Origin of the sequence: Marinobacter sp. MBR-99 (assembly GCF_040547575.1) — a bacterium.
Lineage (GTDB): Bacteria > Pseudomonadota > Gammaproteobacteria > Pseudomonadales > Oleiphilaceae > Marinobacter.
Genome location: NZ_JBEPPY010000003.1, coordinates 175,336 through 198,608, shown reverse-complemented (window position 1 = coordinate 198,608; position 23,273 = coordinate 175,336). Strand labels below are relative to the sequence as shown.

Annotated in this window: 24 protein-coding genes; 15 read left to right on the top strand and 9 right to left on the bottom strand. The window is 58.0% G+C overall.

Annotation, left to right across the window (positions count from 1 at the left end; translation table 11 throughout):
* Positions 1-10: 10 nt before the first annotated feature.
* The 3 genes from ABIE59_RS04085 to ABIE59_RS04075 all read right to left on the bottom strand — a co-directional run bounded on the left by ABIE59_RS04085 (position 11) and on the right by ABIE59_RS04075 (position 1,729).
* On the bottom strand, positions 11-910 hold the full coding sequence (locus ABIE59_RS04085; protein ID WP_354444482.1) for a haloalkane dehalogenase: 900 nt from the start codon (positions 908-910) through the stop codon (positions 11-13).
* 122 nt (positions 911-1,032) lie between these two features.
* A complete protein-coding gene (locus tag ABIE59_RS04080; protein ID WP_354444480.1) occupies positions 1,033-1,281 on the bottom strand; it encodes a hypothetical protein in 249 nt (82 codons plus the stop codon).
* Positions 1,282-1,378: 97 nt separating this feature from the next.
* Positions 1,379-1,729: a hypothetical protein gene (locus ABIE59_RS04075; protein WP_354444478.1), complete on the bottom strand. Its 351-nt coding sequence runs from the start codon at positions 1,727-1,729 to the stop codon at positions 1,379-1,381.
* Positions 1,730-1,867: 138 nt separating this feature from the next.
* Here ABIE59_RS04075 and ABIE59_RS04070 point away from each other — a divergent pair, with 138 nt between their 5' ends.
* Both ABIE59_RS04070 and ABIE59_RS04065 read left to right on the top strand, forming a co-directional pair.
* A complete protein-coding gene (locus ABIE59_RS04070; RefSeq protein WP_354444476.1) occupies positions 1,868-2,959 on the top strand; it encodes an AI-2E family transporter in 1,092 nt (363 codons plus the stop codon).
* A 102-nt stretch (positions 2,960-3,061) separates the two neighbouring features.
* A complete protein-coding gene (locus ABIE59_RS04065) occupies positions 3,062-3,454 on the top strand; it encodes a peptidoglycan-binding domain-containing protein (RefSeq protein WP_354444582.1) in 393 nt (130 codons plus the stop codon).
* A 69-nt stretch (positions 3,455-3,523) separates the two neighbouring features.
* Here ABIE59_RS04065 and ilvD read toward each other — a convergent pair whose 3' ends face one another.
* On the bottom strand, positions 3,524-5,359 hold the full coding sequence (gene ilvD / locus ABIE59_RS04060) for a dihydroxy-acid dehydratase (protein ID WP_354444474.1): 1,836 nt from the start codon (positions 5,357-5,359) through the stop codon (positions 3,524-3,526).
* A gap of 151 nt (positions 5,360-5,510) precedes the next feature.
* On the opposite strand from ilvD, the gene ABIE59_RS04055 reads away from it, so the two are divergent.
* Together ABIE59_RS04055 and ABIE59_RS04050 are read left to right on the top strand one after the other, a co-directional pair.
* The gene (locus ABIE59_RS04055; protein WP_354444472.1) at positions 5,511-6,764 is read left to right on the top strand and encodes an HDOD domain-containing protein; all 1,254 of its coding nucleotides are present in this window, start codon (positions 5,511-5,513) and stop codon (positions 6,762-6,764) included.
* A gap of 45 nt (positions 6,765-6,809) precedes the next feature.
* Entirely contained in the window at positions 6,810-7,388 is a 579-nt protein-coding gene (locus tag ABIE59_RS04050; protein WP_354444580.1) for an LON peptidase substrate-binding domain-containing protein, read from the top strand.
* On the opposite strand, the gene ABIE59_RS04045 is transcribed toward ABIE59_RS04050, so the two are convergent.
* From ABIE59_RS04045 to ABIE59_RS04035, 3 genes are read right to left on the bottom strand one after another with little or no spacing between them, the layout of a single operon-like run.
* On the bottom strand, positions 7,385-8,839 hold the full coding sequence (locus tag ABIE59_RS04045) for a phosphatase PAP2 family protein (protein ID WP_354444470.1): 1,455 nt from the start codon (positions 8,837-8,839) through the stop codon (positions 7,385-7,387). The genes ABIE59_RS04050 and ABIE59_RS04045 overlap by 4 nt on opposite strands.
* The gene (locus ABIE59_RS04040; protein ID WP_354444468.1) at positions 8,836-9,834 is read right to left on the bottom strand and encodes a GGDEF domain-containing protein; all 999 of its coding nucleotides are present in this window, start codon (positions 9,832-9,834) and stop codon (positions 8,836-8,838) included. Before ABIE59_RS04040 ends, ABIE59_RS04045 begins: the two co-directional genes overlap by 4 nt.
* Positions 9,831-10,847, bottom strand: a complete 1,017-nt coding sequence (locus tag ABIE59_RS04035; protein WP_354444466.1) for a GGDEF domain-containing protein — start codon at positions 10,845-10,847, stop codon at positions 9,831-9,833. Before ABIE59_RS04035 ends, ABIE59_RS04040 begins: the two co-directional genes overlap by 4 nt.
* A gap of 137 nt (positions 10,848-10,984) precedes the next feature.
* Here ABIE59_RS04035 and ABIE59_RS04030 point away from each other — a divergent pair, with 137 nt between their 5' ends.
* The 10 genes from ABIE59_RS04030 to lipB all read left to right on the top strand — a co-directional run bounded on the left by ABIE59_RS04030 (position 10,985) and on the right by lipB (position 20,027).
* The gene (locus ABIE59_RS04030) at positions 10,985-12,241 is read left to right on the top strand and encodes a glutamate-5-semialdehyde dehydrogenase (RefSeq protein WP_354444464.1); all 1,257 of its coding nucleotides are present in this window, start codon (positions 10,985-10,987) and stop codon (positions 12,239-12,241) included.
* 4 nt (positions 12,242-12,245) lie between these two features.
* Positions 12,246-12,896 (top strand): nicotinate-nucleotide adenylyltransferase, encoded by a 651-nt coding sequence (gene nadD / locus ABIE59_RS04025; protein WP_354444462.1) that lies wholly within the window; start codon positions 12,246-12,248, stop codon positions 12,894-12,896.
* A 70-nt stretch (positions 12,897-12,966) separates the two neighbouring features.
* Entirely contained in the window at positions 12,967-13,317 is a 351-nt protein-coding gene (gene rsfS, locus ABIE59_RS04020) for a ribosome silencing factor (RefSeq protein WP_354444460.1), read from the top strand.
* A 2-nt stretch (positions 13,318-13,319) separates the two neighbouring features.
* Positions 13,320-13,790, top strand: coding sequence for a 23S rRNA (pseudouridine(1915)-N(3))-methyltransferase RlmH (gene rlmH, locus ABIE59_RS04015; protein WP_354444458.1), 471 nt, complete (start codon positions 13,320-13,322; stop codon positions 13,788-13,790).
* 8 nt (positions 13,791-13,798) lie between these two features.
* A complete protein-coding gene (mrdA, locus tag ABIE59_RS04010) occupies positions 13,799-15,694 on the top strand; it encodes a penicillin-binding protein 2 (protein ID WP_354444456.1) in 1,896 nt (631 codons plus the stop codon).
* Positions 15,694-16,836, top strand: a complete 1,143-nt coding sequence (rodA, locus tag ABIE59_RS04005; RefSeq protein WP_354444454.1) for a rod shape-determining protein RodA — start codon at positions 15,694-15,696, stop codon at positions 16,834-16,836. The genes mrdA and rodA overlap by 1 nt, the downstream gene beginning before the upstream one ends.
* Positions 16,837-16,950: 114 nt before the next feature.
* Positions 16,951-17,853, top strand: coding sequence for a septal ring lytic transglycosylase RlpA family protein (locus tag ABIE59_RS04000; RefSeq protein ID WP_354444452.1), 903 nt, complete (start codon positions 16,951-16,953; stop codon positions 17,851-17,853).
* A 49-nt stretch (positions 17,854-17,902) separates the two neighbouring features.
* Positions 17,903-19,069: a D-alanyl-D-alanine carboxypeptidase family protein gene (locus tag ABIE59_RS03995; protein ID WP_354444450.1), complete on the top strand. Its 1,167-nt coding sequence runs from the start codon at positions 17,903-17,905 to the stop codon at positions 19,067-19,069.
* A 42-nt stretch (positions 19,070-19,111) separates the two neighbouring features.
* A complete protein-coding gene (locus tag ABIE59_RS03990; RefSeq protein WP_058090966.1) occupies positions 19,112-19,381 on the top strand; it encodes an HP0495 family protein in 270 nt (89 codons plus the stop codon).
* Between the two features lie 4 nt (positions 19,382-19,385).
* Positions 19,386-20,027 carry a lipoyl(octanoyl) transferase LipB gene (gene lipB / locus ABIE59_RS03985; RefSeq protein ID WP_354444448.1) on the top strand — a complete coding sequence of 214 codons (642 nt, stop codon included), beginning with the start codon at positions 19,386-19,388 and terminating at the stop codon, positions 20,025-20,027.
* 3 nt (positions 20,028-20,030) lie between these two features.
* On the opposite strand, the gene ABIE59_RS03980 is transcribed toward lipB, so the two are convergent.
* Entirely contained in the window at positions 20,031-21,047 is a 1,017-nt protein-coding gene (locus tag ABIE59_RS03980) for a GGDEF domain-containing protein (RefSeq protein ID WP_354444446.1), read from the bottom strand.
* Between the two features lie 343 nt (positions 21,048-21,390).
* Here ABIE59_RS03980 and ABIE59_RS03975 point away from each other — a divergent pair, with 343 nt between their 5' ends.
* The gene (locus tag ABIE59_RS03975) at positions 21,391-22,842 is read left to right on the top strand and encodes an ABC1 kinase family protein (RefSeq protein WP_354444444.1); all 1,452 of its coding nucleotides are present in this window, start codon (positions 21,391-21,393) and stop codon (positions 22,840-22,842) included.
* Here ABIE59_RS03975 and ABIE59_RS03970 read toward each other — a convergent pair.
* Positions 22,776-23,225, bottom strand: coding sequence for a YqaA family protein (locus ABIE59_RS03970; RefSeq protein ID WP_354444442.1), 450 nt, complete (start codon positions 23,223-23,225; stop codon positions 22,776-22,778). The genes ABIE59_RS03975 and ABIE59_RS03970 overlap by 67 nt on opposite strands.
* Between the last annotated feature and the right edge of the window lie 48 nt (positions 23,226-23,273).

Genomic DNA, 23,273 nt, shown 5'->3' with positions numbered 1-23,273 from the left:
TGGGTGGCGCTCAGGCCGCCATTTCCGCTTTAAGGGCGTCCAGTATGACCCTGGCAAACTCCCGGGGGGAGTCTTCCTGCAGGAAGTGGCCGCCACGCAGTGTGATATGGGGCTGGCCCAGTGCACCGGGAATGCGTCTTTGCATATGACGATCACCACCCCGGGTGATCGGATCGCCATTGCTGAAGCAGGTAATAAAGGGCTTGCGCCATTTCTCCAGAATCCTCCAGGCCTCACGGTTGGCGGCGCTGGCCGGATCATCCGGTGAAACCGGAACCAGGGTTGGAAAGGCGCGGGCGCCCGCTTTGAACTCTGCGCTGGGGAACGGCGCCTCGTAAGCGGCCATTTCGCCGGGGCTCAGGGCTCGTTCGGTACCCAGTTGGATGATGCGCGCTACCGGAAACCATGGGCTGTGGCTGGCAAATGCCTTCCAGGCCCGGAATACTGCCGGTACCGGCGAGTCGCCGGTGGGCAGCATGCCGTTGCCGACGATGATCCGGCTGAAACGCCTGTGGTGTTCCGCCGCCAGTCGCAGCCCGAGTAGTGATCCCCAGTTCTGGCACACCAGAGTGACATTGGTAAGGTTGAGCTCTTCCAGCCAGCGGGCCAGCCAGCTCATATGTCGGCTGTAGCTGTAATCGGTCACATTGGCCGGTTTGTCGGATTTCCCGAAGCCAATCAGGTCCGGTGCCAACACCCGATACCCCGCCTCTGCCACCATTGGAATCATGTGTCGATAGAGATAGGACCAGGACGGCTCCCCATGAAGCATCACGACCGGAGACCCGTTGGCTGGACCGTGATCGACGAAGTGCATGCGCAGGCCGGGCTCAACGTCCAGATAATTTGCTTTGAAGGGATAATCCGGAAGGCCTGCGAAGCGGGCTTCGTCGGTTCTCAGAATACGCATGCCATCGACTGTCCTGACTGATTGGTTGCGTGATTGTCTTTACGGCAATCGTCGAAAATCAGGATAAATCAGATGGAAATTTTGTGTGTTTGAGTTGCGTAACAGTGCGTTGCCAGTTTGAATCAGGACGCGATATCAAACAGGCGTTCGGGGTTGTCGATTCGGGCCAACGCGTCGTCGCAACAATTAACGGCGCCGCAGTCGTCCGCCGAGCAAAGACCGATGGTGTTGCAGTGGATGTCCTGATGGTCGTCGCCCTGGTTCTTGAAAATCCTGGTTCTGGAAAGTATGGAGCGGCAATGGCCACACAACAGCGTCGGTACGGCGCTGCCTTCAGCCAGAATAGCGGTGTAATGGGTTGTATTTGTCATAAAAAGCCTCCTGATCCATAGAACATAAGGACAGAATGTGACAGTTCAAAGTCGTCACAGTAATCCTGAGTTAATTTAGGTTCAGCAGTTATACGTATCAGGCGTCAGGATCGACCACGGGGCGACGGTTTGACCGTTTGTCCTCCCAATCCAGCTCTTTTGGGTTGTACCATCCGAGCTTGTCCAGAACGCGATGCCGGGTGAATCTGGACAGCGTCGGCCAAAGCTCCTGGAAGTCTTCGAGCCCTTTCTCCCGTTGTTTCTGTTGTTTGCTTTGAAGGCGGTTGATGGTGCGTGGAAGCTGAAGGGCTTCGCCCAGTTGTCCTGGCACCAGAACCTCCTGCCCCATCACTTTTCGGCGGTGCATGCGCGAGGCCAGAACCTTCTGGAGTTCTGTCGCGGCCTCAAGGGCTGTTTCAACGGTAAAGGCGTCTGAATCCAACAACATGACCTGTTAATTGGCTAATCGATAACCTGATACTATATCGCGAAGTTGGCTTTAGTGGCCACGCTATCGTGTTAGTCTGTTTTTTCTCGAAACGTTCCATCGGGGATGGGCGCTGTTCGCTTCCAGGGTATAGGGATTATGTACGCAAAACTTGAGACACGGACTTTTCTGGCGATGCTGGTGGGCGTTTCCATTGCCTTCGCGTTGTTGATGAAGCCATTTTTCGGGCCGATATTCTGGGCCATCGCCATTGCACTGATTTTTTACCCGGTAAAACAGTGGCTGACCCGCCGGATGGGCGACAGGCCTAACATCAATGCCATCGTCACCCTGCTGGTCTGCATCATCATAGTAGTGATTCCGGTTCTGGGTCTGGGGGCGGCCCTGATTACCGAAGGCATGGGAATTTATCAGAAGATCCAGAGCGGAGAGATTCGCCCTGGTGAGTACATTGATCAGGTTAACCAGTCGTTCCCGGCAATTCAGGCATTTCTGGCGCAGTTTGACATCAGTTTCGGCGAATTAAGGGATCGCGCGGTGAGCGTGTTTGTCGGCGGAAGCCAGTTTCTCGCCAAACAGGCCCTGGGTATTGGCCAGAATACCTTCCAGTTTTTCCTTGGCCTGGCGCTTATGGTCTATCTGGCATTTTTCCTGATTCGGGATGGTCAGCAACTGGTGGAACTGCTGATCAAGGCATTGCCACTGGGCGACGAGCGGGAACGCCTGCTGTTTGCCAAGTTTGCGGAGGTTACCCGGGCAACGGTCAAAGGCAATTTGCTGATCGCCATCATCCAGGGTGCCCTGGGTGGTGTGATTTTCTGGATTCTGGGGATCTCCGGCGCGCTCCTGTGGGGGGTGGTGATGGCCATTTTCTCCCTGCTGCCGGCCGTCGGTGCTGCCATTGTGTGGATTCCGGCTGCGGTTTACCTGGCGGCCATCGGTGACGTGGTGCCGGCGGTTATCCTGGCAGTCTACGGGATGGTAGTGATCGGCCTGGCCGATAACCTGTTACGGCCAATCCTGGTGGGACGAGACACCAAGATGCCGGATTATCTGGTTTTGCTGTCGACTCTGGGTGGCCTTGTCATGTTCGGCATTAACGGGTTTGTGATGGGCCCGCTGGTGGCGGCATTGTTCATGGCGTTCTGGGGTATCTTCATCCGTGAGTTTGGCAATGAAAGCACTGAGAATGTGCCGAACCGTGCGACAGGTTCGGCAGAGGATGACTGATCTGTGTTAAGGTCTGTGTGTCGCCCGGGCTTGTGGAGATGGGCGCCACATAATAATAAATAGACCGATATCCCTGAGGTATCAGGAGCAGATCAGGTGTCAATGACGAACCCTTTCAGTCATCGTGTACGAATGGCGGCCCTGTCCGCCGGAATCCTCGCACTTCTGGGGTTGACTTCCCCAGCCTATGCCAACGACATAGTCGCCCTCAAGCATGCCTTGTACGGCGCCGGCTACGACATCGAGAATGTTACTCCGGAGCTGGGCAGTCATACCCGTGCTGAGCTGGAAAAGTTTCAGCGGGATCAGGGGCTTGAGGTAACCGGATCCCTGGATGAGGCTACCAAGCGTGCCTTGGGTATGAGCGGTGTGCAGTCTGTGGCCAGCGCGACAGGCCAGGCCGGCGCTGCGCCTTCGGCAGACGAGAGTGTGCCCGCCGCGGCTGAACCGGAGCCCGAAGAGGAAGAAGAGAAAAGCGGCTGGTCGCTCTGGTGATCGGTTTGCCGTAACAAAAAAGCCCGCCAGATATTAGTCAGGCGGGCTTTTTTATTGGAGCGAGTTTGCTCAATCCAGTTTGGACAGATCCCGCACAGCACCTTTGTCGGCACTGGTTGCCAGCAGCGCGTAGGCTTTGAGCGCCGCAGATACTTTGCGGTCTCTGGCTAGCTCGGGCTTCCAGCCTCTGGCGTCACGGTCTGTGCGGCGTTTGTCCAGTTCTTCGTTGCTGACCTGGAGATTAATGGTGCGCTCGGGGATGTTGATCAGGATGGTATCACCATTCTCGATCAGACCGATGGCACCGCCGGCAGCGGCTTCTGGTGAGGCGTGCCCGATGGACAACCCGGATGTGCCTCCTGAGAAACGGCCATCGGTCAGCAGGGCGCATTCCTTGCCTAGCCCCTTGGATTTCAGGTAACTGGTGGGGTACAGCATTTCCTGCATGCCGGGTCCGCCACGGGGGCCTTCGTAACGGATAATGACGACTTCGCCGGGTTTCACTTCATCGCTCAGAATGCCGGCAACCGCCGCATCCTGGCTTTCAAAAACCCTGGCTTTTCCTTCGAATACGTAAATGCTCTCATCCACGCCGGCGGTTTTCACCACACAGCCATCCTGGGCAATGTTGCCATACAGCACAGCCAGTCCGCCCTCAGACGAGTAGGCGTTCTCGACGGAACGGATGCAGCCGTTCTCGCGATCCCCGTCCAGGCTTGGCCAGCGGGTACTCTGGCTGAAGGCGGTCTGGGTGGGAATACCTGCGGGGCCAGCCTTGTAGAACTCTACTACTTCGGCGGTGGGCGAGCGCATGATGTCCCACACCTCAAGGGCATCTCTCATGGTTTTGCTGTGGACCGTTGGCAAATCAGCGTTGATCAGCCCGCCACGCTCCAGTTCGCCCATGATGCCCATGATGCCGCCGGCCCGGTGCACATCTTCCATGTGGTATTTCGGGGAGTTGGGGGCCACTTTGCACAGCTGGGGTACTTTTCGCGACAGCTGGTCAATTTCGGCCAGCGTAAATTCAACACCCCCCTCCTGGGCCGCTGCCAGCAGGTGCAGAATCGTGTTGGTGGAACCGCCCATGGCAATGTCCATAACCATCGCATTCTCGAATGCCGAGAACGATGCAATGCTGCGGGGCAATACGCTGGCGTCGTTTTGCTCGTAATAGCGCTTGGCATTCTCCACAATCTGACGACCGGCTTTCAGGAACAGCTGCTCGCGGTCGGCGTGGGTGGCCAGCAGGGAGCCGTTACCGGGCAGCGCCAGGCCGATTGCCTCGGTCAGGCAGTTCATGGAGTTGGCAGTAAACATGCCGGAGCAGGAGCCACAGGTGGGGCAGGCACTGCGCTCGTACTCTTCGACCATTTCATCGGTAGCAGTCGGGTCGGCCGCGATCACCATGGCATCCACCAGGTCCAGTTTGTGCTCGGACAGCTTGGTTTTACCGGCCTCCATGGGGCCTCCGGAGACGAAGATAGTCGGGATGTTCAGGCGCATGGCCGCCATCAGCATGCCCGGGGTGATCTTGTCGCAGTTGGAGATGCACACCAGCGCGTCAGCGCAATGGGCGTTGACCATGTACTCGACAGAATCGGCGATGATTTCCCGGGAGGGCAGTGAGTAAAGCATGCCATCGTGACCCATGGCGATACCGTCGTCCACGGCGATGGTGTTGAACTCTTTGGCGACACCGCCGGCGGCTTCGATCTCACGGCAGACCAGTTGGCCCAGATCCTTCAGGTGAACGTGGCCGGGTACAAACTGGGTGAATGAGTTGGCAACGGCGATGATCGGTTTGCCAAAGTCTTCATTCTTCATGCCGGTGGCGCGCCACAGCGCCCGGGCACCGGCCATATTACGGCCAGCGGTTGATGTATGGGAACGGTACTGGGGCATGGTGTGCTGCTCTCTCCCTGGTTATCGGGTTGTACTTGAGCGCAAAGGATACCAGATTAAACGCTGGTCGCATGGCTGTTTTGCCAGTGCGTGTTTACAATACGTAACAAGTAGCGGGATATTTCGAACGGAATTATGAGGGAGTCTGTCTATGGGTGGCCAGGAAAGCCTGCAGCTGCGTCGTCTAAAGGATTTTCAGCCGCTGGGGCGGCTCACGGATGATCAGCTGGTGTTACTTGCCAGCCGGGCTGAGCGCCGGACTCATGGGCCCGGCCAGCGGGTAATGGAGCGGGGCGTTCGCGACGGCCTGGATTTTTTCCTGATATCCGGCAAGGTAGAGCTTGAGTCTGTTGACGGCCGCAAAACGGTGATTGAGGCGGAAACGGAGAAGGCACTCAACCCCATCGCCCGTTTGCAGCCAAGGATGTACGACGTTACCGCGGTCAGGCCCTGCGAGTTTCTGGTGATTGAACAGGAGATTCTGAACCAGATGCTGAGGTCGGCGCCGGTCGCCCAGGTAGAGATGGATTCAGGTGATGGCGGCACCGATGAAAGTGAAGAGCATCACTTGCTGATGGAATTCTACGCCGAGCTCCGCTCCAACCAGCTCAAGTTGCCCAGCGTGCCGGATGTGGCCTGGAAAGTGCGCCGGGTAGTGGATCGGGAGGATACAACCGCCCTTGATGTTGCCAATGCGGTGGCGGCTGACCCGGCCATGGCTGCCAAGCTGGTGCGCTCCTGCAATAGCCCTTTGTATCGGGGGTTCAGTGATGTCCGCAATGTGCGCGAGGCTGTCGTCCGCCTGGGTATGAGAACCACTCGCCAGCTAGTGACCGTATTTGCCATGCGCGAGGTGTTCAAAACCCGGCGGGCCTCATTGCAGAAAGAAATGGAGCGGCTGTGGCGGCATTCCCGGGAAGTGGCCGCGCTGAGCTGGGTGCTGGCAGATCATGCCACCCGGATAGACCCGGAGGAAGCGCTGCTGGCAGGGTTGCTGCACGACATTGGCATTGTGCCGGTGCTGGTTCAGGCTGAGCATCATGTAAACCTGTTTGCCGACGAAAAGAACCTCCATCATGCCATGGCTGAGTTGCGGGCCGACGTGGGATGCGCGGTTCTGGAGAACTGGGAGTTTCCAAAAGCGTTTGTCGAGGCCGCCCGCCATGCCGAAGACTGGCATTACGAATGCAGCGAATCCGCGCCACAATTGGCGGATGTGGTGATTGTCGCCCAGTTGCATTCGATGATCGGCTCCAGTCAGAATTCGGGGCTGCCGGCCTTTGACCAGGTTCCCGCATGGCGCCGGCTCGGGGAGCTGGATCTGAACGCCTCCCGCAGCCTGCAGTTGTTGAGTGAGGCCCGCGAGCGGGTAGACGAGGTGCAAAGGCTCCTGTCCATCCGATAACTACTGCCTGATGATGGAGTCTGCCCTGCAGTGAACGACAACCTTATGAATGTACCCCTGTTTCCATTGAATTCCCTTGTGCTGCCGAAAGGTCGCATCCCGCTTCAACTGTTCGAGCCACGGTACATTGACATGTTGTCCCGTTGCATGAGGGAAGATCGCGGTTTTGTGGTGGTATTGCTTCGGGATGGGGGAGAAACCGCTCGGCAGGCCGAGTTCTATGACATCGGGACCTATGTCCGGATCATCGATTTTCAGCAGCTCGACAGTGGTTTATTGGGTATTACGGTGGAGGGTGAGTCCAAGGTCTCAGTGATAAGGAGCTGGCAGCAGGAGGATGGCCTGAATCTGGGAGACGTTGAGTGCCTGATGGATGAGGCGCAGAGTCTGGTGCCTGAGCGTTATCATGAATTGCCATCGGTTCTGCGGGCTTTGTTCCAGCATCCGGTGGTGAGAGACCTGGGCATGGAGGTGGACTACGATGATGCTCGGGATGTGGGTTGGCGGTTAACGGAGTTGCTGCCCCTGGACAAGCATGAAAAGCAGCAGCTGGCTGAGTTGCAGGACCCGCTTGAACGCCTGCACCGGCTTCAGGAATTGCTGGAGGCCCTCGAACAGGGCTAGTGTGCCAGTGTGCCGTAGGCAAGCACAGCAGCGTCCCATTGAGTGACCAGATAACCGATGGCAAACATGATCCAGATAAACACGGCTCCCCAGGTAAAGGCATCTGGCCAGAGTGGAATCCGGTCATACCGGCTGTAGCTGGCCCGCACGGCACCGGTTATCGCCAGGCCCAGCAAAAGACCGCCCAGCACGTCAGTGAACCAGTGAACGCCCAGATACAGCCTGCTCAGCGCAATGGGCACCAGCGGCAGCGAGAGCAAAACGTAGGTTTGCCAGCGCTGGCGCATTCGGTTTTCCCCGGCAACGAAGCTCGCCGCCATGGTCGCCAGCACGGTTGCGCCGGTGGTATGCCCGCTTGGAAAGGCCCCGGACGATGGTGGCTGTAATACCCGGTCCGGTCGGTCCACCGGTAACCCGGCCTTGAGCAGTGCCACACTGACCAGGGCAAGCAACGCCGCTGCGGCGATGTGGACGGCGGCTGCGTAATAACCGCGCAGCGCCAGGACGACAATGGCCAGCAGGGCGGCACTCAGCAGTACCGGCGGATCACCCAGCAGGGTTGCCGCAATCACCGGCGGGTCCAGCAGTGGTTGCCGTAGTAGCTCGAACCATGTGAGAACCAACTGGTTCAACTCGTAAATTCGGCGGCTGTAGGTGACCAGTTGCGTCAGGATGAGGAACAGCGCCAGGGCGCCGGCTGCCAGGACAAAGGAAGGTAGCGGAAATTCGCCTTTGCTTGTGGGCCGTTCGTTGGTGTACAGGCGCCAGAACCGGTGGGTTGTGCCATAGCGCGCCATTTTTGACTCGAGCCACTGGTACAGCCTGCTACCCTCGCCAACGCCGAGTCTGAACTGCAGAACCACAACATACAGGACTACCAGTACCGCTGCGCTGACGCCAATCACGGGGTAAAAATGGGGGGGAGGCTTGATTTCGCTGGCCAGGTGGCTGCCTACTGCGAAGCCCGGGAGAACATAAACCATCGCCCAGCCAACGGCAGAAACCAGGTTAAAAAACAGAAACCGGTGCCAGGGCATGAACATGGCACCAGCCACCAGCGGAATGATCGGTCGGATGGGGCCCACAAACCGGCCGGCGATCACACTTTTGCCGCCATGGGCGTTAAAAAAGTTCTCGCCCCGCGTCACCAGTCCCGGGTAGCGCGTGAAAGGCCAGACAGAATGCAGGCGGTCTTTGAAATATCGGCCGATGGCAAAGCTCAGCTGGTCTCCAACCACCGCTCCGAATCCAGCCCAGAGCAGTGCTTCCGACATCGACATTCCGGATTTGCCCGCAAGGGCTGCGAACCCAAACAGCATGGCAACGCCTGGCACGACAATGCCGGCAATTGCCAGTGACTCCACCATCGCGGTTGCAAAGAGCGCCAGTATCAGCCAGCCGGGGTTATCGGCTACCCAGGCGGCCGCTTCAGCCAGCCAGGTTTCAATCATGCTTCAACAGACTCTCCCGGGCTGAACCAGGCGGAATCCATTCCTCGTTTTCGCGCTTGATGCATAGCCTGGTTGGCCCGGTTACGAAGGGAGACGGTACTGGTGTCGCCGTTGCCGCGAGTGGTGCAGCCCAGGCTGACAGACAGCCTGCCGATACCGGTCCACTCCCGCTCGCCAATGGTCCTTCGAATCCGCTCGGCGATTACGCGCACGCCTTCCTCCGGAGTGAAGGGGAGGATCAGGAAAAACTCGGAGTCGTTCAGGGTATACAGGCTGTCGCCTGCCCGAATAACACCAAAAAGGTGCTCCGTGACCGATTTAAACAGAGTCTGCAGCCCGGCTTTGCCATGCAGGTCCCTGATTTCGTCCGTGTAATCAAAGCTCAAGTTGATCACCGACAGGGGGTGGCCGGTCGCAATGGCCCGGCTGATTTCCTTTTGCAGAGTCTCGTCAAGAAATCGCGAGTTGTGTGCGCCGGTGACCGGATCGGTAATGGCAAGGTCCTCTGCCGATTGGGCGATGTGATCGTAGTGCCAGATGTACAGGGCGGCGACGGCGAGTGTCAGAACCAGGCCTGCGGAGGTCATCAGGGCATCGGCGGCGGGATTGCGGAACCACACAGCGCCAATTACCGGTAGCAGGAGCAGTGCCGACAGGCCCAGCCCCTGGCGCAGTGGCAGAATCAGCAGGTTCAGAATTAGCAGCGGCATTGCCCAATGAGAAACTCCCGGGCTGTTCATGGCCAGGTTGGCAGCCACCAGACCTGCGTTGAGGCCGGCCAGAATCAGTAGGTGCCCAGGGGCTGAAAGCTGCTGTCGCCGACACACGAAGGTGTAGATTAGCCCGGCCAGTAGCAGGCAGGTCATCGCCAGGGCGAGATAGAACAGCTCATAGAAGCCGTAGCGCAGGTTCTGTAATGCCAGCGAGAAAATGAACAGGGCTGCCAGTCCGTAACCAAAGCTGTGAGTCCAGGTTCTGAGCCTTGTCTCTGTCATCGCGCGTCACCCTCGATTTCGGTGGGGCTTTTGGCGTCCGGGTGCCGCCAGTTGCTGTAGGCCTGGGTGCGGTTACCACCCTGCTGCTGGGCACGGCGCAGCGCATTGGCAACGCTCTGTTGCAGGCTGTCGGCGTCGTCACCAATATTCAGGCCGGCGACGCCGGTGCTGACAGTCAGCTTCATACCGTGGGACGCGAACAGCTTGCAAAGGCCATTGCGGATTTTCTCGGCGCTGGCGGCAGCGCCCGAAGTGTTGATGCCGGGCAGAATAACCAGAAACTGCAGATCGGCCACCCGGTAGTAGGTGTCAAAATCCCGAAGCTGCGAATGCAGATAACGTCCAATTCTGGGCAGGATGGCCCGGATGTCTTCATCCGGTTCATTATCGCTCAGGTGAGTGTCCAGCCCGATCATCATCACAGACATGTCGGTACCTTCGCGCTCGCTGCGCTGGATTTCCTTGTGAAGGTCGGCCGACAGATACTCCCGGCTGGCGGCCTGGGTGAGCTCGTCGGTGCGCCTCAGAGGCGCCAGCTGTCTGGCCTTGTATTCACGCAAAAAAATAAGCAGTGTGGAGAGGAGCGTGGTCAGAACAAAGGCGCTGATCATCTGATGGCGGTCAGGAAGTGTCACGGCCCATTGGGTAGACACCAGTATCGCAAAGGTCAGTAGCGCGGTGATCAGGGCGGCAATATAGGTTGGCGCCAGGGCAAATGTCACCAGTGGCAGAGCATAAAGCCAGTGGCTGAGCGCCCAGGGCCCCCGCCAGAGCGCGACAAGCAACAGCATTGCCAGGGCTGAGTAGCAGGCTGTTTTGCCAAGCTTCCAGGGCCGGGCATGCTGGCTGGTGAAACGCGGGCTGCTCGCCAGGCTGATCCCCGCCGCTGCGGCAGCGCAGGCCGCAAGCAGAAATTCACCCAGCATCATGCCGGCCGCGCTAATGAGCGCAAGGGCAACAAAACCGGCTCTTGAGAGCCGGCCCGGAAGGAATTTTTCAGCCGACTGGGGCATCTTGTCTGTCCTTTGCTGGCGCATCCATTTGAAACTGTGCAGCGCTATAATAGTCGTTTGGGGTGCGGACTTGAAACGGGAAAGGTAAAGTAACGCTCCAGATCTGTAATCAGTATGCAAAATATAAAGGTAATCCGATGGATGTAGCAGCCTATATGGCAGAGCTCGGTCAGCAGGCGCGGGCCGCTGCAAGGGAGGTGGCCCGTTCAACCACCGCCGTTCGCAATCAGGCCCTGCTGGCGACGGCCAGGGCGTTGAGTGCCGCCCGCACCGAGCTGGTTCAGGCTAACCAGAAGGATCTCGAAAGTGGTCGGGCGAATGGTCTGGATGCTGCCATGCTTGACCGGCTTGAGCTTACCGAGGCCCGGATTGATACCATGATTGAAGGGCTGCAGCAGGTGGCGGGCCTGCCGGATCCTGTAGGCGAGATTACCGACATGACCTATCGGCCATCGGGTATTCAGGTTGGCAAGATGCGGGTGCCGCTGGGTGTCATTGGCATTATTTATGAATCGCGCCCAAACGTAACGGTTGAAGCGGCCAGTCTGTGCCTGAAGTCCGGCAATGCCACGATTCTGCGAGGTGGTTCCGAGGCCATTCATTCCAATCAGGCCATCGCCGCCTGCCTGGCGACCGGGCTGGCAGAAGCTGGTTTGCCCGAATCGGCGGTACAGGTTGTGGCGACTACGGATCGGGCCGCGGTGGGTGAGCTTATTACCATGCCTCAGTATGTGGACGTCATTGTCCCCCGGGGAGGCAAGGGGCTGATTGAGCGGATCAGCCGTGACGCACGGGTGCCGGTCATCAAGCATCTGGACGGTGTTTGCCACGTCTACATTGACAGCCACGCGGACCCGGAAAAGGCGCTGAAGGTCGCTGTCAATGCCAAGACCCACCGCTATGGAACCTGTAATACCATGGAAACCCTGTTGGTGGATGAAGAAATCGCCGACGACATGCTGCCCTTATTGGCCCAGGCGTTTGTGGGGAAGGGGGTTGAGCTGCGTGGCTGTGAACGTACCCGGTCAGTACTGCCCGACGTGATAGCCGCCACGGAAGAAGATTGGCACGCGGAGTACCTTGCGCCAATACTTGCGGTGCGGGTTGTGGACGGGCTGGACGCTGCCATAGACCACATCAATCGCTACAGTTCCCAGCACACAGAGAGTATCATTACCGAAAACTACACCCGTGCCCGCCGGTTCCTGACTGAGGTCGACTCCAGTTCGGTGATGGTAAATGCCTCAACGCGTTTCGCGGACGGATTCGAGTATGGCCTGGGCGCTGAAATCGGTATCTCGACCGACAAACTCCATGCCCGAGGACCGGTTGGTCTGGAAGGGTTGACGTCACAGAAGTACGTGGTGTTCGGCGACGGCCATATCCGGGCATGATGTCATGCATGTGATCTACGGCGGCACCTTTGACCCGATCCATCATGGTCACCTGCGCCTTGCTTTGGAAATTTCCGATGCCCTGAAGGTGGCTCAGGTGCATCTGGTGCCTTGCCACATTCCACCGCATCGGGGAAGTACCGGTGCCAGCCCCGAACAGCGGTTGGAGTTGATCCGGCTCGCCATCAAAGACGAGCCCGGGTTGAGGGTGGACGACCGCGAACTGCGCCGGGCCGGCGCGTCCTATACCGCAGACACCCTGCTGCAGTTGCGCCAGGAACTGGGGCCGGATGAGCCTCTGGTGATGGTGGTAGGCACCGATGCCTTCGCCGCTTTTCATCGTTGGCGTGAATGGGCCGATATTCCGGATCTGGCGCATATTGTGGTTGTGAAGCGACCAGGTGCGGATTTGCCTGTTGGAAGTGAGGCTGCTCGCCTGGTGCGCGAACGACGGGCTGATGGTGCTGAGTCATTAAGGTCAGCCCCTTGTGGGATGGTGCTGGAGCTTGACCCGCCCCTGCTGGATATTTCCGCAACGGGTATCCGGCAACGCATCGCAGATGGCCGCTCTCCCCGCTACCTGACCCCGGATCCTGTCTGGCAGAGCATACGGGCGCTCGGCCTGTATGGTGCGTGCCCCGCCGGGAACTTTTAATGGTACAATTGCGGTTGAATATCACTTATCGGGCGGTCATCCTGACCAGAGCCCGGAAAACAGGGTAATTATGCAGGCAGAACAACTGAAAGATCTGGTCGTAACCGCACTCGAAGATATCAAGGCACAGGACGTCAGTGTGATTGATGTCCGTGATCGTACCAGTGTCACTGATTTTATGGTTCTTGCATCCGGCACCTCCAGCCGTCACGTAAAATCCCTGGCCGACTCCGTCGTATCCGAAGCCAAAGACCAGGGTGTAAGGGCAAATAACGTTGAAGGTGATGGTGGCAGCGACTGGATTCTGGTGGATCTTGGCGACGTTGTGGTGCATGTGATGATGCCTGCGACCCGCGAATTCTACGACCTTGAGCGTTTCTGGCGTGACGCGCCCGACCTGGGTGCGGCGGGCCACGAGTAACCATGAAACTGCGTCTGATCTGTGTGGGGCAGAAAATGCCCGACTGGGTCAGTGCGGGGTATAACGATTATGCTCGCCGGATGCCTCCGGAGCTGCCCCTGGAACTGACCGAAATTGCCATGGCTCACCGGGGTAAGAACCCGGATATTCCCCGGCTGATGCAGCGGGAGAGTGATGCGATCCTGGCGTCGGTCGGCCCCCGTGACCGGGTGATCGCCCTGGAAGTCGGCGGCAGGCCCTGGTCCACGGAAAAACTGGCCAGCCAACTGGAGGGCTGGCAGCAAGACGGTCAGGATGTCTGTTTTCTGGTGGGCGGTCCCGATGGCCTAGCGGATGCCTGTCGGCAGCGAGCTGATCAGCAGTGGTCCCTGTCTCCGCTTACCTTGCCTCACCCCTTGGTGCGCATTGTTCTTGCCGAGCAACTCTATCGCGCCTGGTCTATCACCCGTAACCACCCGTACCACCGGGCCTAGGAGTTTCTATGGCCTGGGGAGAGTTCAAAGACACTGCAGCCGAGCGCCGGCTGTTCCAGCGCCGTGCCCTGGTCATGCTGGTGTTCGTGGTGTTGATGATGATCGGCTTACTGGCGCGGATGTACCAGTTGCAGATTGTTGAACACGAGACCTATACCACACTGTCAGACAAAAACCGGGTTCAGGTCCAGTCTGTGCCGCCTCCGCGGGGCCTGGTTTATGACCGGAACAACCTGCTGCTGGCAGAGAATCGCCCGGTATTCAGTCTTACCCTGGTGCCAGAGCGCGTGGCGGGTATGGAGGCCACCCTGGCCCGGTTGTCCGAGATTCTGGATATCGCCGAGGAAGATATCGAACGCTTTAAACGGCGGCTCCGTGAACCCCGCCGGCCATTTCAGGAAATGCCTCTGAGCTACGATCTGGGTGAAGAGGAAATTGCCCGCATGGCGGTGCACCGGCATGAATTTCCCGGCGTGGAGGTGCGGGCGGAACTGGTCCGATATTACCCGCACAGTGAACTGACGGCTCATGCCCTGGGCTTCGTGGGCAGGATCAATCGGGAAGAGCTTCAGCGAATTGACCCGGTGAACTACGCCGGTACCAACTACATCGGAAAATCCGGTATCGAGCGATTCTACGAACAGGTTTTGCACGGCACCGTGGGCTACCAGCATGTCGAAACCAATGCTCGGGGCCGGATTCTGCGGGTGCTGGAGCGGGTAAACCCGGTGCCCGGAGAAGACCTTCAGCTGCACCTTGATCTGCGGCTCCAACGCAAGGCATACCAACTGCTCGAAGGGCGTCGTGGTGCTATTGTTGCCATTGAACCCGAGACTGGAGGCATCCTGGCGCTGGCCAGTGTGCCGGGCTTTGACGCCAACAAATTCGTAACCGGTATCAGTGTCGAAGATTACCGCAATCTCAGTACCGATATCGACAAGCCCCTGTTCAACCGGGCGCTGCGCGGCCAGTATCCGCCGGGTTCCACCATCAAGCCAATGATGGCGATTGCGGCGCTGGACAGCGGCGTAACCAACAGGGAAAGGCGAATATGGGATCCGGGATACTTCCAGTTGCGCGAAGGCGGTCGACGTTTCCGGAACTGGAACAGGTCTGGCGACGGTTGGGTTGATCTCAAGTATTCCATGGCACGTTCCAACGACGTTTACTTCTACGAGGTGGGCGTTGAAATGGGCGTGAGCGTAATGGCGGAATACCTGGCGCACTTTGGCTTTGGCGAAGATGCCACATTGGATGTGTCAGGGGCGTTGAGTGGCTTGCTGCCCACGGCAGACTGGAAGCGGGCGGCCCGGAACGAACCCTGGTACCCAGGCGATTCGGTAAACATGAGTATCGGCCAGGGTTTTATGCTGGCGACGCCCCTGCAGTTGGCAACGGCAACCACCCTGATTGCCAATCGTGGTATTTGGGTTGAGCCCAGACTGCTGAAGGATATTCGCGGTGACCGTTCAGTAAACGAGTTTCTGCCGACGGAAACCCATGAGCCGTTGATATTGAAGAATCCGGACGATTGGGAGTTCGTGGTGGAAACCATGGAAGAGGTGATGCATGGTGCCCGAGGCACGGCGCGTTCCTCAGGGAAGGGTGCCAGTTACCGGATGGCGGGAAAAACCGGAACCGCGCAGGTGTTCAGTCTTGCAGAGGATGAAGAATACGACGAAGAGCAGGTGCGAGAGCGTCTGAGGGACCATGCGCTGTTTGTTGGCTTTGCGCCCTCGCATAACCCCAAGATTGCTGTCGCTGTCATCGTTGAGAATGGCGGGGGCGGCAGTTCCACGGCGGCACCAGTTGCTCGAGCCCTGTTTGATGCGTGGCTTGAGGAGCTACCTGCAACGGAGCAGTCATCGGTGGTCAGTCAGGTTAACCAGGAGGGGAGTCGCTGATGGCATTGGGGAGCTTGCTCAATAACCCTGCCGATCACAATCTTGGCCGTTCGCGGGGTTTCTGGTCGGCCATTCACCTGGACCCATTGCTGCTTGTGCTGCTTTTACTGCTCATGGGGGCCGGGCTTTTTGTGCTTTACAGCGGGGCTGACCGGAACATCGAGGTGGTCAAGGCCCAGGGTATCCGGTTTGGCGTGGCGCTGGTGGTGATGTTTGTCTTTGCGCAGCTGGACCCGGCGGTATTCCGGCGCTGGGCGCCCTGGCTTTATGCTGTGGGTATGGTGGGGCTGGTTGCTGTCCTGCTGGTGGGTGTGGGTGCCAAGGGCGCCCAGCGCTGGCTGGCGATTCCCGGTCTGCCGAGGTTCCAGCCCTCGGAGTTCATGAAACTGGTGGTGCCCATGATGGCGGCCTGGTATCTGTCGCGGCATTTCTTGCCGCCGCGCCTGCGACATGTGGCCGTCGGGTTGATCCTGGTGTTAGTGCCCATGGCCCTGATTGTTCAGCAGCCGGACCTTGGTACCTCGCTGCTGGTGGGTATGGCCGGGATATTTGTGGTGTTCTTTGCCGGAATGAGCTGGAAGCTGATTTCGGCGTTCTTTGCACTGGTCTCGATATCTGCGCCGATGATGTGGTTCTTTGTCATGAGGGACTACCAGAAACAACGCGTGCTGACTTTACTCGACCCACAAAGTGATCCTTTGGGGGCTGGCTGGAACATCATCCAGTCCAAAACCGCCATTGGTTCCGGAGGCATGGATGGCAAGGGTTGGTTGCAGGGCACCCAGTCCCACCTGGAGTTCCTGCCCGAGAGCCACACCGATTTTATCGTGGCAGTACTGGCCGAGGAATTCGGTTTTATTGGCATGCTGCTGCTGATGACATTGTATTTCCTGATCATTCTGCGTTGCCTGTACATTGCGGTCACCGCCCAGGATTCATTCTGTCGTTTGCTGGCAGGTGCCTTGACCATGACCTTCTTTATCTATGTTTTTGTGAATGTGGGTATGGTCAGCGGTTTGCTGCCTGTGGTGGGTGTGCCTTTACCACTGGTCAGCTACGGGGGCACGTCTGGGGTAACGCTGATGGCTGCTTTCGGGGTGCTGATGTCGATCCACACCCATCGCCGGATGATCACGGCGTAAAGGGTAGTACGATGATGGCTTGCCGGTAATGGTGAATCCTGCCGGGAACCCGTTACAATATTGCAGGTCACTAAGGCTGGGTGCCGGATGAAGATGCATGGGTTGCCAAACATAATGAGCAAGGAACAACGAACAATTTGGTTGGGGCTGCTGGCGATTGTACTCCTTGCGGGTTGTTCCAGTGCACCCAAGTCGACATCCTCAGGGCCAGATCACTCCTCTCGTTATTCCATAAAGCAGGATAGGGCTCCCTCCGGGAACTTTGACGTATCCGGCCTGCAAGATGCGGTGCCCCGCTACGAACAGCCTCGAAATGCCGGCAATATGGCGCAGTACAAAGTGTGGGGAAAAACCTACCGGGTAATGGACAGTAACGATGGCTACGTCGCCCGGGGTGTTGCCAGCTGGTACGGCGAGAAGTTCCACGGTCACAAAACCTCCAACGGTGAGATATTCGACATGTATTCCATGTCTGCCGCCCATAAGTCACTGCGTATACCCAGTTACGCGCGGGTGACCAACCTCGAGAACGGCCGGTCGGTGATTGTTCGGGTGAACGACCGTGGGCCATTTCACGATGACCGACTGATTGATCTGTCGTACGCCGCGGCCAAGAAACTTGGTTACAAATCGAGAGGCACCGCGAGGGTTGAAGTGGCGGCCATCACCGTTCGGGAGGACGGCTCCATGACACTGGCTGGCAAACCATTCGAACCCGGTGCCGGGGCACCTGCCTTCGCCGCTGCTCCGGTGCCGGGCCCGTCGGCGGGCGGGAACAGTGCGCTTTTTGTTCAGTTGGGGTCCTTTAGCCAGCGCGACCCGGCAGAGGCACTGCTGGCCAGGGCGCGTAATGTCATCGAAACCCCGATGCGGGTGCGCGAAGTGACAACTGGCTCTGGCCGGTTTCACCGCGCCCAGATAGGGCCTTTCATTGATGAGTTCGAGGCCCGTCAGGCACAGAATTTACTGGAATCCCGTGGCTTTGGTGAGTCTATTGTGCTGACTGACAGTCACTGATTCCTGAAACCCCAGAAGAAAATACACCTTACGACGAATGAACCTATCCATGGCTTTTAATTCAGTAATTCGCAGCTTTGTCTTTGTCCTGTCCCTGACCACTATGCTGGTGGGGCAGGCGGTTGCCCAATCGGCTTTGATTCCATCTCCGCCCCAGATCGCAGGTAGTTCCTGGGTGTTGAAGGACCCCCTCAGTGGTCGGGTCATCATGGAGCACAACAGCCATGAACGAGTGCCCCCGGCGAGTCTGACCAAGATGATGACGGCCTATATTGTTGAGCGCGAGCTGGACGAAGGCCGGATTGCCATGACCGATATGGTGCCGATCAGCGTCAAGGCCTGGCGTACCGGCGGCTCCCGAACCTTTGTCAGGGAAGGTACCCAGGTGTCTGTGGAGGACCTTCTGAAAGGGGTGATTATTCAGTCTGGCAACGACGCTTCCGTTGCGCTGGCAGAGTTTGTGGCTGGCAGTGAAGATGCCTTTGTGGACATCATGAATCAGCAGGCGCGCCAACTGGGCATGAACAATACCAATTTTGAGAATGCCACCGGGTTGCCTCATCCCAATCAGTATTCCACTGCCTATGACCTGGCTCTGCTGGCCAAGGCCATTATTGAGGACTACCCGGAGAACTACCCGTTGTACGCGGTGAAAAGCTTTACCTACAACAACATCCGTCAACCGAACCGGAACAGTCTGTTGTGGCGGGATGAAAGTGTGGACGGGCTGAAAACCGGCCATACTGAAGAGGCCGGCTACTGCCTGGTGGCCTCTGCCAAGCGGGACAACACCCGGCTGATTGCCGCCGTCATGGGAACCAGCAGCGCTGAGGTCCGGGCTCGGGAAGTTCAGAAAATGCTTAACTACGGCTTCCGGTACTATGAGACTGAGCGCCTGTTCCGTGCCGGTCAGGAGCTGGTGGATGCCAAGGTCTGGGGTGGCAAGAGCGATCAGATTTCTGTGGGCCTGGCAGAGGATGTGTTTGTAACGATTCCCCGTGGTGCCCGGGACAAGCTGGAATCAACGGTAGACCTTGATTCTGTCATCAAGGCACCCATCAAGGTTGGGGATGAGCTGGGCCGGATTCAGGTTATGCTTGATGGTGAGGTGTTGGTGGATGAGCCGGCATTGGCACTGACCGAGGTGCAGCAGGGTGGCGTTTTCAAACGGCTTTGGGATGCTATCAAACTGTTTTTCGTACAACTGTTCAATTGAGGTGGTCGGCGAGAGCCAGCCGGCCATCGGGGAGTATCTGGCATGAGTGAGCCAAAAGCGCCGAAGATCGAGTTTCCCTGTGACTACGTCATCAAGGTGATCGGCAATTCCGCTCCGGATTTCACAGAGTTTGTGGTGGAAGTGGTGGAGCAGCACGCTCCCGGTATCAGCGAAACCGATATTTCGGTGACGGACAGTAGCAAAGGTCGATTTTCCTCGGTGCAGCTCAAGATTGTGGCCACTGGCGAAGCGCAGCTCAAGGCCTTGTTTGAAGACCTGAAAGCGAGCGGTCGCGTGCACATGGTGCTCTGACGCCATGGCTGATCTGATTGTCCGTTCCCTGGGCCAGCAGCCCTACATGGAAGCCTGGGAAGCGATGAAGGCCTTCACCGCCAACCGGGACGAAACCACCGTGGATGAGCTGTGGTGCCTTGAGCACCCTCGGGTGTTTACCCAGGGCCAGGCGGGCAAGGCAGAGCATATTCTGTTGCCGGGCGATATCCCGGTGATTCAGGTGGACCGGGGCGGGCAGGTGACCTATCACGGACCGGGGCAACTGGTAATCTACCTGATGATCGATCTGCCCCGTTGCAAGCTGGGTGTTCGGGAACTGGTGGACCATATTGAGCGGGCTATCGTCCGGGCCCTGGCACAGTCGGGTATAGAGTCAGCACCCAGGCAGGATGCGCCCGGTGTCTATGTCAACGGTGCCAAGATCGCCTCCCTGGGGTTGCGGGTACGCCGGGGTTGCTCGTTCCATGGTCTGGCGCTGAACGTCAATATGGACATGGAGCCGTTCAGCCGCATTAATCCCTGTGGATACGCTGGTATGTCCATGTGTCAGGTCAGTGACTTCGAACCGGATGCCAGCGTGTACAGCCTGGAGCACAGGCTTGTCCAAGAGCTGGTCAGTGGTCTTGGCCGCCAGCAGGTGGAGCTTCGCCAGGGCTGGCGATGACGCTCAGGCAGCGACGCTGGCCTGGCAGGTGCGATTCCGCCCCTCAGTCTTGGCTTGATAAAGTGCCTCGTCTGATCGCTGCAGCAGGCGGTCAATCGACTCTGATCCCTGTATCGTTGCCACGCCAATACTGATGGTAGCCCGTATAACCTTGCCATCGACGGTAATGGTCTGGTCAGAGACCGCCTTTCGTATCCGCTCTGCGGAAGCATAGGCATCCGCTAACGACGTCTCCGGCAGCAGAATCAGAAACTCCTCGCCGCCCCAGCGGGCAATGGTGTCCACCTTCCGGCTTTGGTTCGCAAGCGTTTTTGCCACCAGAACAATCATCTCGTCACCGGCCTGGTGGCCGTGGGTGTCGTTCACACTCTTGAACAGGTCGATATCCATCAGCAGAACTGAAAAACCACGACCGCTGCGCAGATAGCGTTGATATTCGTTATCCAGTTGCTCCAGGCCCTCGCGCCGGTTGGCCAGACCGGTCAGGGCATCGTGTTTCGCTGCGTATTCAAACTCCTTTGCCAGCTTGATCAGACCGAGTTTGCTGCGTCTGCGGCTCTGGTCAAGGATGTAACAGGTCACCATGACGAACGCCAGAACGATGACCATGACAAGGCGGAAGGTGGCGCTGTAGGGGGTCGCAAACAGCACATCGCCAATCGGGCTGAACAACACCAGGACGGCCAGCCAGCCACCCAGGCAGGCGTAAATACCGACTCGGGCCTCACTGATATAGAAAATAATCGGTGGGTAGGCAAACAGCCAGATAATGGCTGAACCGTCTTCTACCGCTTGCGTCGCCAGATAGGTGAACAGCGCGGTGATCAGGGTAATAAAAACCCGGCGATGAAAGGTCTTATGGCCCACGAACAGAAAAATCAGGCTGTTGATCGCCAGCAACACAGCGAAGCCAATTAAAAAGGGAGCCGTGATCGAATCCCCCTGCTGCATTGACCGCCAGGAAAAAAACAGCAGCAACGGCAGTGCCGCCGCCGTCAACCCGTTGATCAGGGCTGGCACCGGGATCTCCCCTTTCACCCGGAATTGGGAAAGTTCAGAATCTGGTGTTCTGGTTGTTGAAGGCTTCATGTCTTGGCTTTTATTGTAATTGACGAAAGTCACTTTGTTCCTGTGAGCCAATTCTAGAACGCATCGTGACTTGAGATTGTGTTAAATCGTAACCATCGATCTGAATATCTTTACGTTGAACAATATTTATCCACATTGGCTGCGGAAACGTCGGATTTGCGGCATAGGGGTTAGGTTGTCACCGCTTGCGATCCGTATAATGCAGTAATGGCGCCGGGCAAACTGTTCCTGGCAAAGCCGAAACGCCAAAATTTTCTGAACATACAGGTTATCCATGTCTTCCAGACGCCCCGGAAAATCCGTGTCCCGCATTAAAACCGGCAGCTTCGAGCGCAGGCTTTCCCTGACCAAGGCCGGGCTGTTTGCTGGCACCCGTATGGCATCACACATGGCCACCAACTGGTTCAGCAACAAGGAAACACGGGAGCAACGCCATCGAGCGATGCTGTCGAGCCAGGCGCGCTTTCTGGTGGACGAATTAGGCCGGCTGAAAGGCAGTGTGGTAAAGATCGGCCAGGTGATGGCGCTCTATGGCGAGCATTTTTTGCCAGAAGAGGTGACCGAAGCCCTGCATACGCTGGAGGATCAGACGACATCGCTGGAGTGGCCGGCGATTGAACGGGTATTGAAGGCTGAAATTGGCACTGAAAGGCTGGCAGAGCTGGATGTCGATCCGGAACCAATTGGTGCGGCTTCCCTTGGCCAGGTGCATCGTGCTGTACGCCGCAGTGACGGCCTGGAGTTGGTGCTCAAGGTGCAATATCCCGGCGTTGCCGATGCGGTGGACAGTGACCTGAATGCCGTGGCGCAGCTGCTGAAGGTGGCCCGACTAGTGAGCTTCGGCCCCGAATTCAACGACTGGCTCGAAGAAGTCCGACAGATGATGCACCGGGAAGTGGATTATCGCCTGGAGGCTAGAACCACCGAGAAATTCCGCAACATGCTGGGCGCCGACCCAAGGTTTGTTGTGCCCAGAGTATTACAGGAGTATTCGACCGACCATATCATCGCCTCCACCTACGAGCACGGCCATTCCGTAGGCTCCCCGGCGGTACGGGATCTGCCGCTGGAGCGCCGCAGTGCCCTGGGCGAGGCGGCGCTGGAGTTGTTCTTCCGGGAGCTGTTTGACTGGGGCGAAATCCAGACCGACCCCAACTTCGGGAACTACCGCATCCGGATTGCCGGTGAGGAAGGTGGTGACGAAGACTATGACCGCATCGTACTTCTGGACTTTGGTGCCGTACAAAGCTATTCGCCGGCCTTTCTTGATCCGGTTATCCAGATGATTCGTGCGTCTTACGAGCAGGATCTTGAGCAGGTGATTGAGGGCGGCGTTACCCTCCGGTTCATGAGCCGGGACTGGCCAGAGGACGTGCTGGAGAAGTTTGGTTCGGTATGTATGTCGGTGCTGGAACCCCTGGCCCGGGACCGCAGCCAGTGGCCGGACTATGCCGTGAACGCCAGCGGCCAGTACCGCTGGAAACAAAGCGACCTGCCTTCGCGGGTAGCCAAAAACGCGGCCCGTTCAGCGATCAGTCGTTACTTTCGGGTACCCCCCAAGGAATTCGTGTTCCTCAACCGCAAGTTGATCGGAGTGTACACCTTCATTGCGGTGATGCACGCGGAGTTCAATGGTGAGGACCTTTTGTGCAAATACCTTTACGGTGAGGGTGCCGATGAGGCAAAGCCGGTGGCCTCCAGCACTACCCAGATCACAAAGGCGTAGCGCAGGCCCTTTCCGATACCCACCAGAATCACAAAATTCAGCCAGGGCACGCGCATGATGCCTCCCACCAGGGTCAGCGGGTCTCCAACAATCGGCAGCCAGCCCAGCAACAGTGACCATTGCCCGTAGCGGTTAAACCGGTTTCGGGCTTTGTGCAGTTGCAGTTCGCTGACCGGAAACCATCGTTTATGCTTAAAGCGATCCACTTGCCTGCCGATAAGACCATTAACCACTGACCCCAGCGTGTTGCCCAGTGTGGCCCAGAACCACAGCCAGAAAAGCGGCAGGCCCTGGTTGGCGAGCGTGCCCAGCAATAATTCGGAATAGGCTGGCAGCAGTGTGGCCGCGGCGAACGCGGTCAGAAACAGGGTCAGATACGCCAAGGGCGCCTCCATGCTCTAGTATTGTCAGTAAAGGTTCATTCAAAAAGG

What these genes read in the sequence shown, in the direction of transcription:
- ABIE59_RS04085 (WP_354444482.1), bottom strand. Translation starts at nt 910, where the DNA reads ATGCGTATTCTGAGAACCGACGAAGCCCGCTTCGCAGGCCTTCCGGAT.
- ABIE59_RS04080 (WP_354444480.1), bottom strand. Translation starts at nt 1,281, where the DNA reads ATGACAAATACAACCCATTACACCGCTATTCTGGCTGAAGGCAGCGCC.
- ABIE59_RS04075 (WP_354444478.1), bottom strand. Translation starts at nt 1,729, where the DNA reads ATGTTGTTGGATTCAGACGCCTTTACCGTTGAAACAGCCCTTGAGGCC.
- ABIE59_RS04070 (WP_354444476.1), top strand. Translation starts at nt 1,868, where the DNA reads ATGTACGCAAAACTTGAGACACGGACTTTTCTGGCGATGCTGGTGGGC.
- ABIE59_RS04065 (WP_354444582.1), top strand. Translation starts at nt 3,062, where the DNA reads ATGACGAACCCTTTCAGTCATCGTGTACGAATGGCGGCCCTGTCCGCC.
- ilvD (WP_354444474.1), bottom strand. Translation starts at nt 5,359, where the DNA reads ATGCCCCAGTACCGTTCCCATACATCAACCGCTGGCCGTAATATGGCC.
- ABIE59_RS04055 (WP_354444472.1), top strand. Translation starts at nt 5,511, where the DNA reads ATGGGTGGCCAGGAAAGCCTGCAGCTGCGTCGTCTAAAGGATTTTCAG.
- ABIE59_RS04050 (WP_354444580.1), top strand. Translation starts at nt 6,810, where the DNA reads ATGAATGTACCCCTGTTTCCATTGAATTCCCTTGTGCTGCCGAAAGGT.
- ABIE59_RS04045 (WP_354444470.1), bottom strand. Translation starts at nt 8,839, where the DNA reads ATGATTGAAACCTGGCTGGCTGAAGCGGCCGCCTGGGTAGCCGATAAC.
- ABIE59_RS04040 (WP_354444468.1), bottom strand. Translation starts at nt 9,834, where the DNA reads ATGACAGAGACAAGGCTCAGAACCTGGACTCACAGCTTTGGTTACGGA.
- ABIE59_RS04035 (WP_354444466.1), bottom strand. Translation starts at nt 10,847, where the DNA reads ATGCCCCAGTCGGCTGAAAAATTCCTTCCGGGCCGGCTCTCAAGAGCC.
- ABIE59_RS04030 (WP_354444464.1), top strand. Translation starts at nt 10,985, where the DNA reads ATGGATGTAGCAGCCTATATGGCAGAGCTCGGTCAGCAGGCGCGGGCC.
- nadD (WP_354444462.1), top strand. Translation starts at nt 12,246, where the DNA reads ATGCATGTGATCTACGGCGGCACCTTTGACCCGATCCATCATGGTCAC.
- rsfS (WP_354444460.1), top strand. Translation starts at nt 12,967, where the DNA reads ATGCAGGCAGAACAACTGAAAGATCTGGTCGTAACCGCACTCGAAGAT.
- rlmH (WP_354444458.1), top strand. Translation starts at nt 13,320, where the DNA reads ATGAAACTGCGTCTGATCTGTGTGGGGCAGAAAATGCCCGACTGGGTC.
- mrdA (WP_354444456.1), top strand. Translation starts at nt 13,799, where the DNA reads ATGGCCTGGGGAGAGTTCAAAGACACTGCAGCCGAGCGCCGGCTGTTC.
- rodA (WP_354444454.1), top strand. Translation starts at nt 15,694, where the DNA reads ATGGCATTGGGGAGCTTGCTCAATAACCCTGCCGATCACAATCTTGGC.
- ABIE59_RS04000 (WP_354444452.1), top strand. Translation starts at nt 16,951, where the DNA reads ATGAGCAAGGAACAACGAACAATTTGGTTGGGGCTGCTGGCGATTGTA.
- ABIE59_RS03995 (WP_354444450.1), top strand. Translation starts at nt 17,903, where the DNA reads ATGGCTTTTAATTCAGTAATTCGCAGCTTTGTCTTTGTCCTGTCCCTG.
- ABIE59_RS03990 (WP_058090966.1), top strand. Translation starts at nt 19,112, where the DNA reads ATGAGTGAGCCAAAAGCGCCGAAGATCGAGTTTCCCTGTGACTACGTC.
- lipB (WP_354444448.1), top strand. Translation starts at nt 19,386, where the DNA reads ATGGCTGATCTGATTGTCCGTTCCCTGGGCCAGCAGCCCTACATGGAA.
- ABIE59_RS03975 (WP_354444444.1), top strand. Translation starts at nt 21,391, where the DNA reads ATGTCTTCCAGACGCCCCGGAAAATCCGTGTCCCGCATTAAAACCGGC.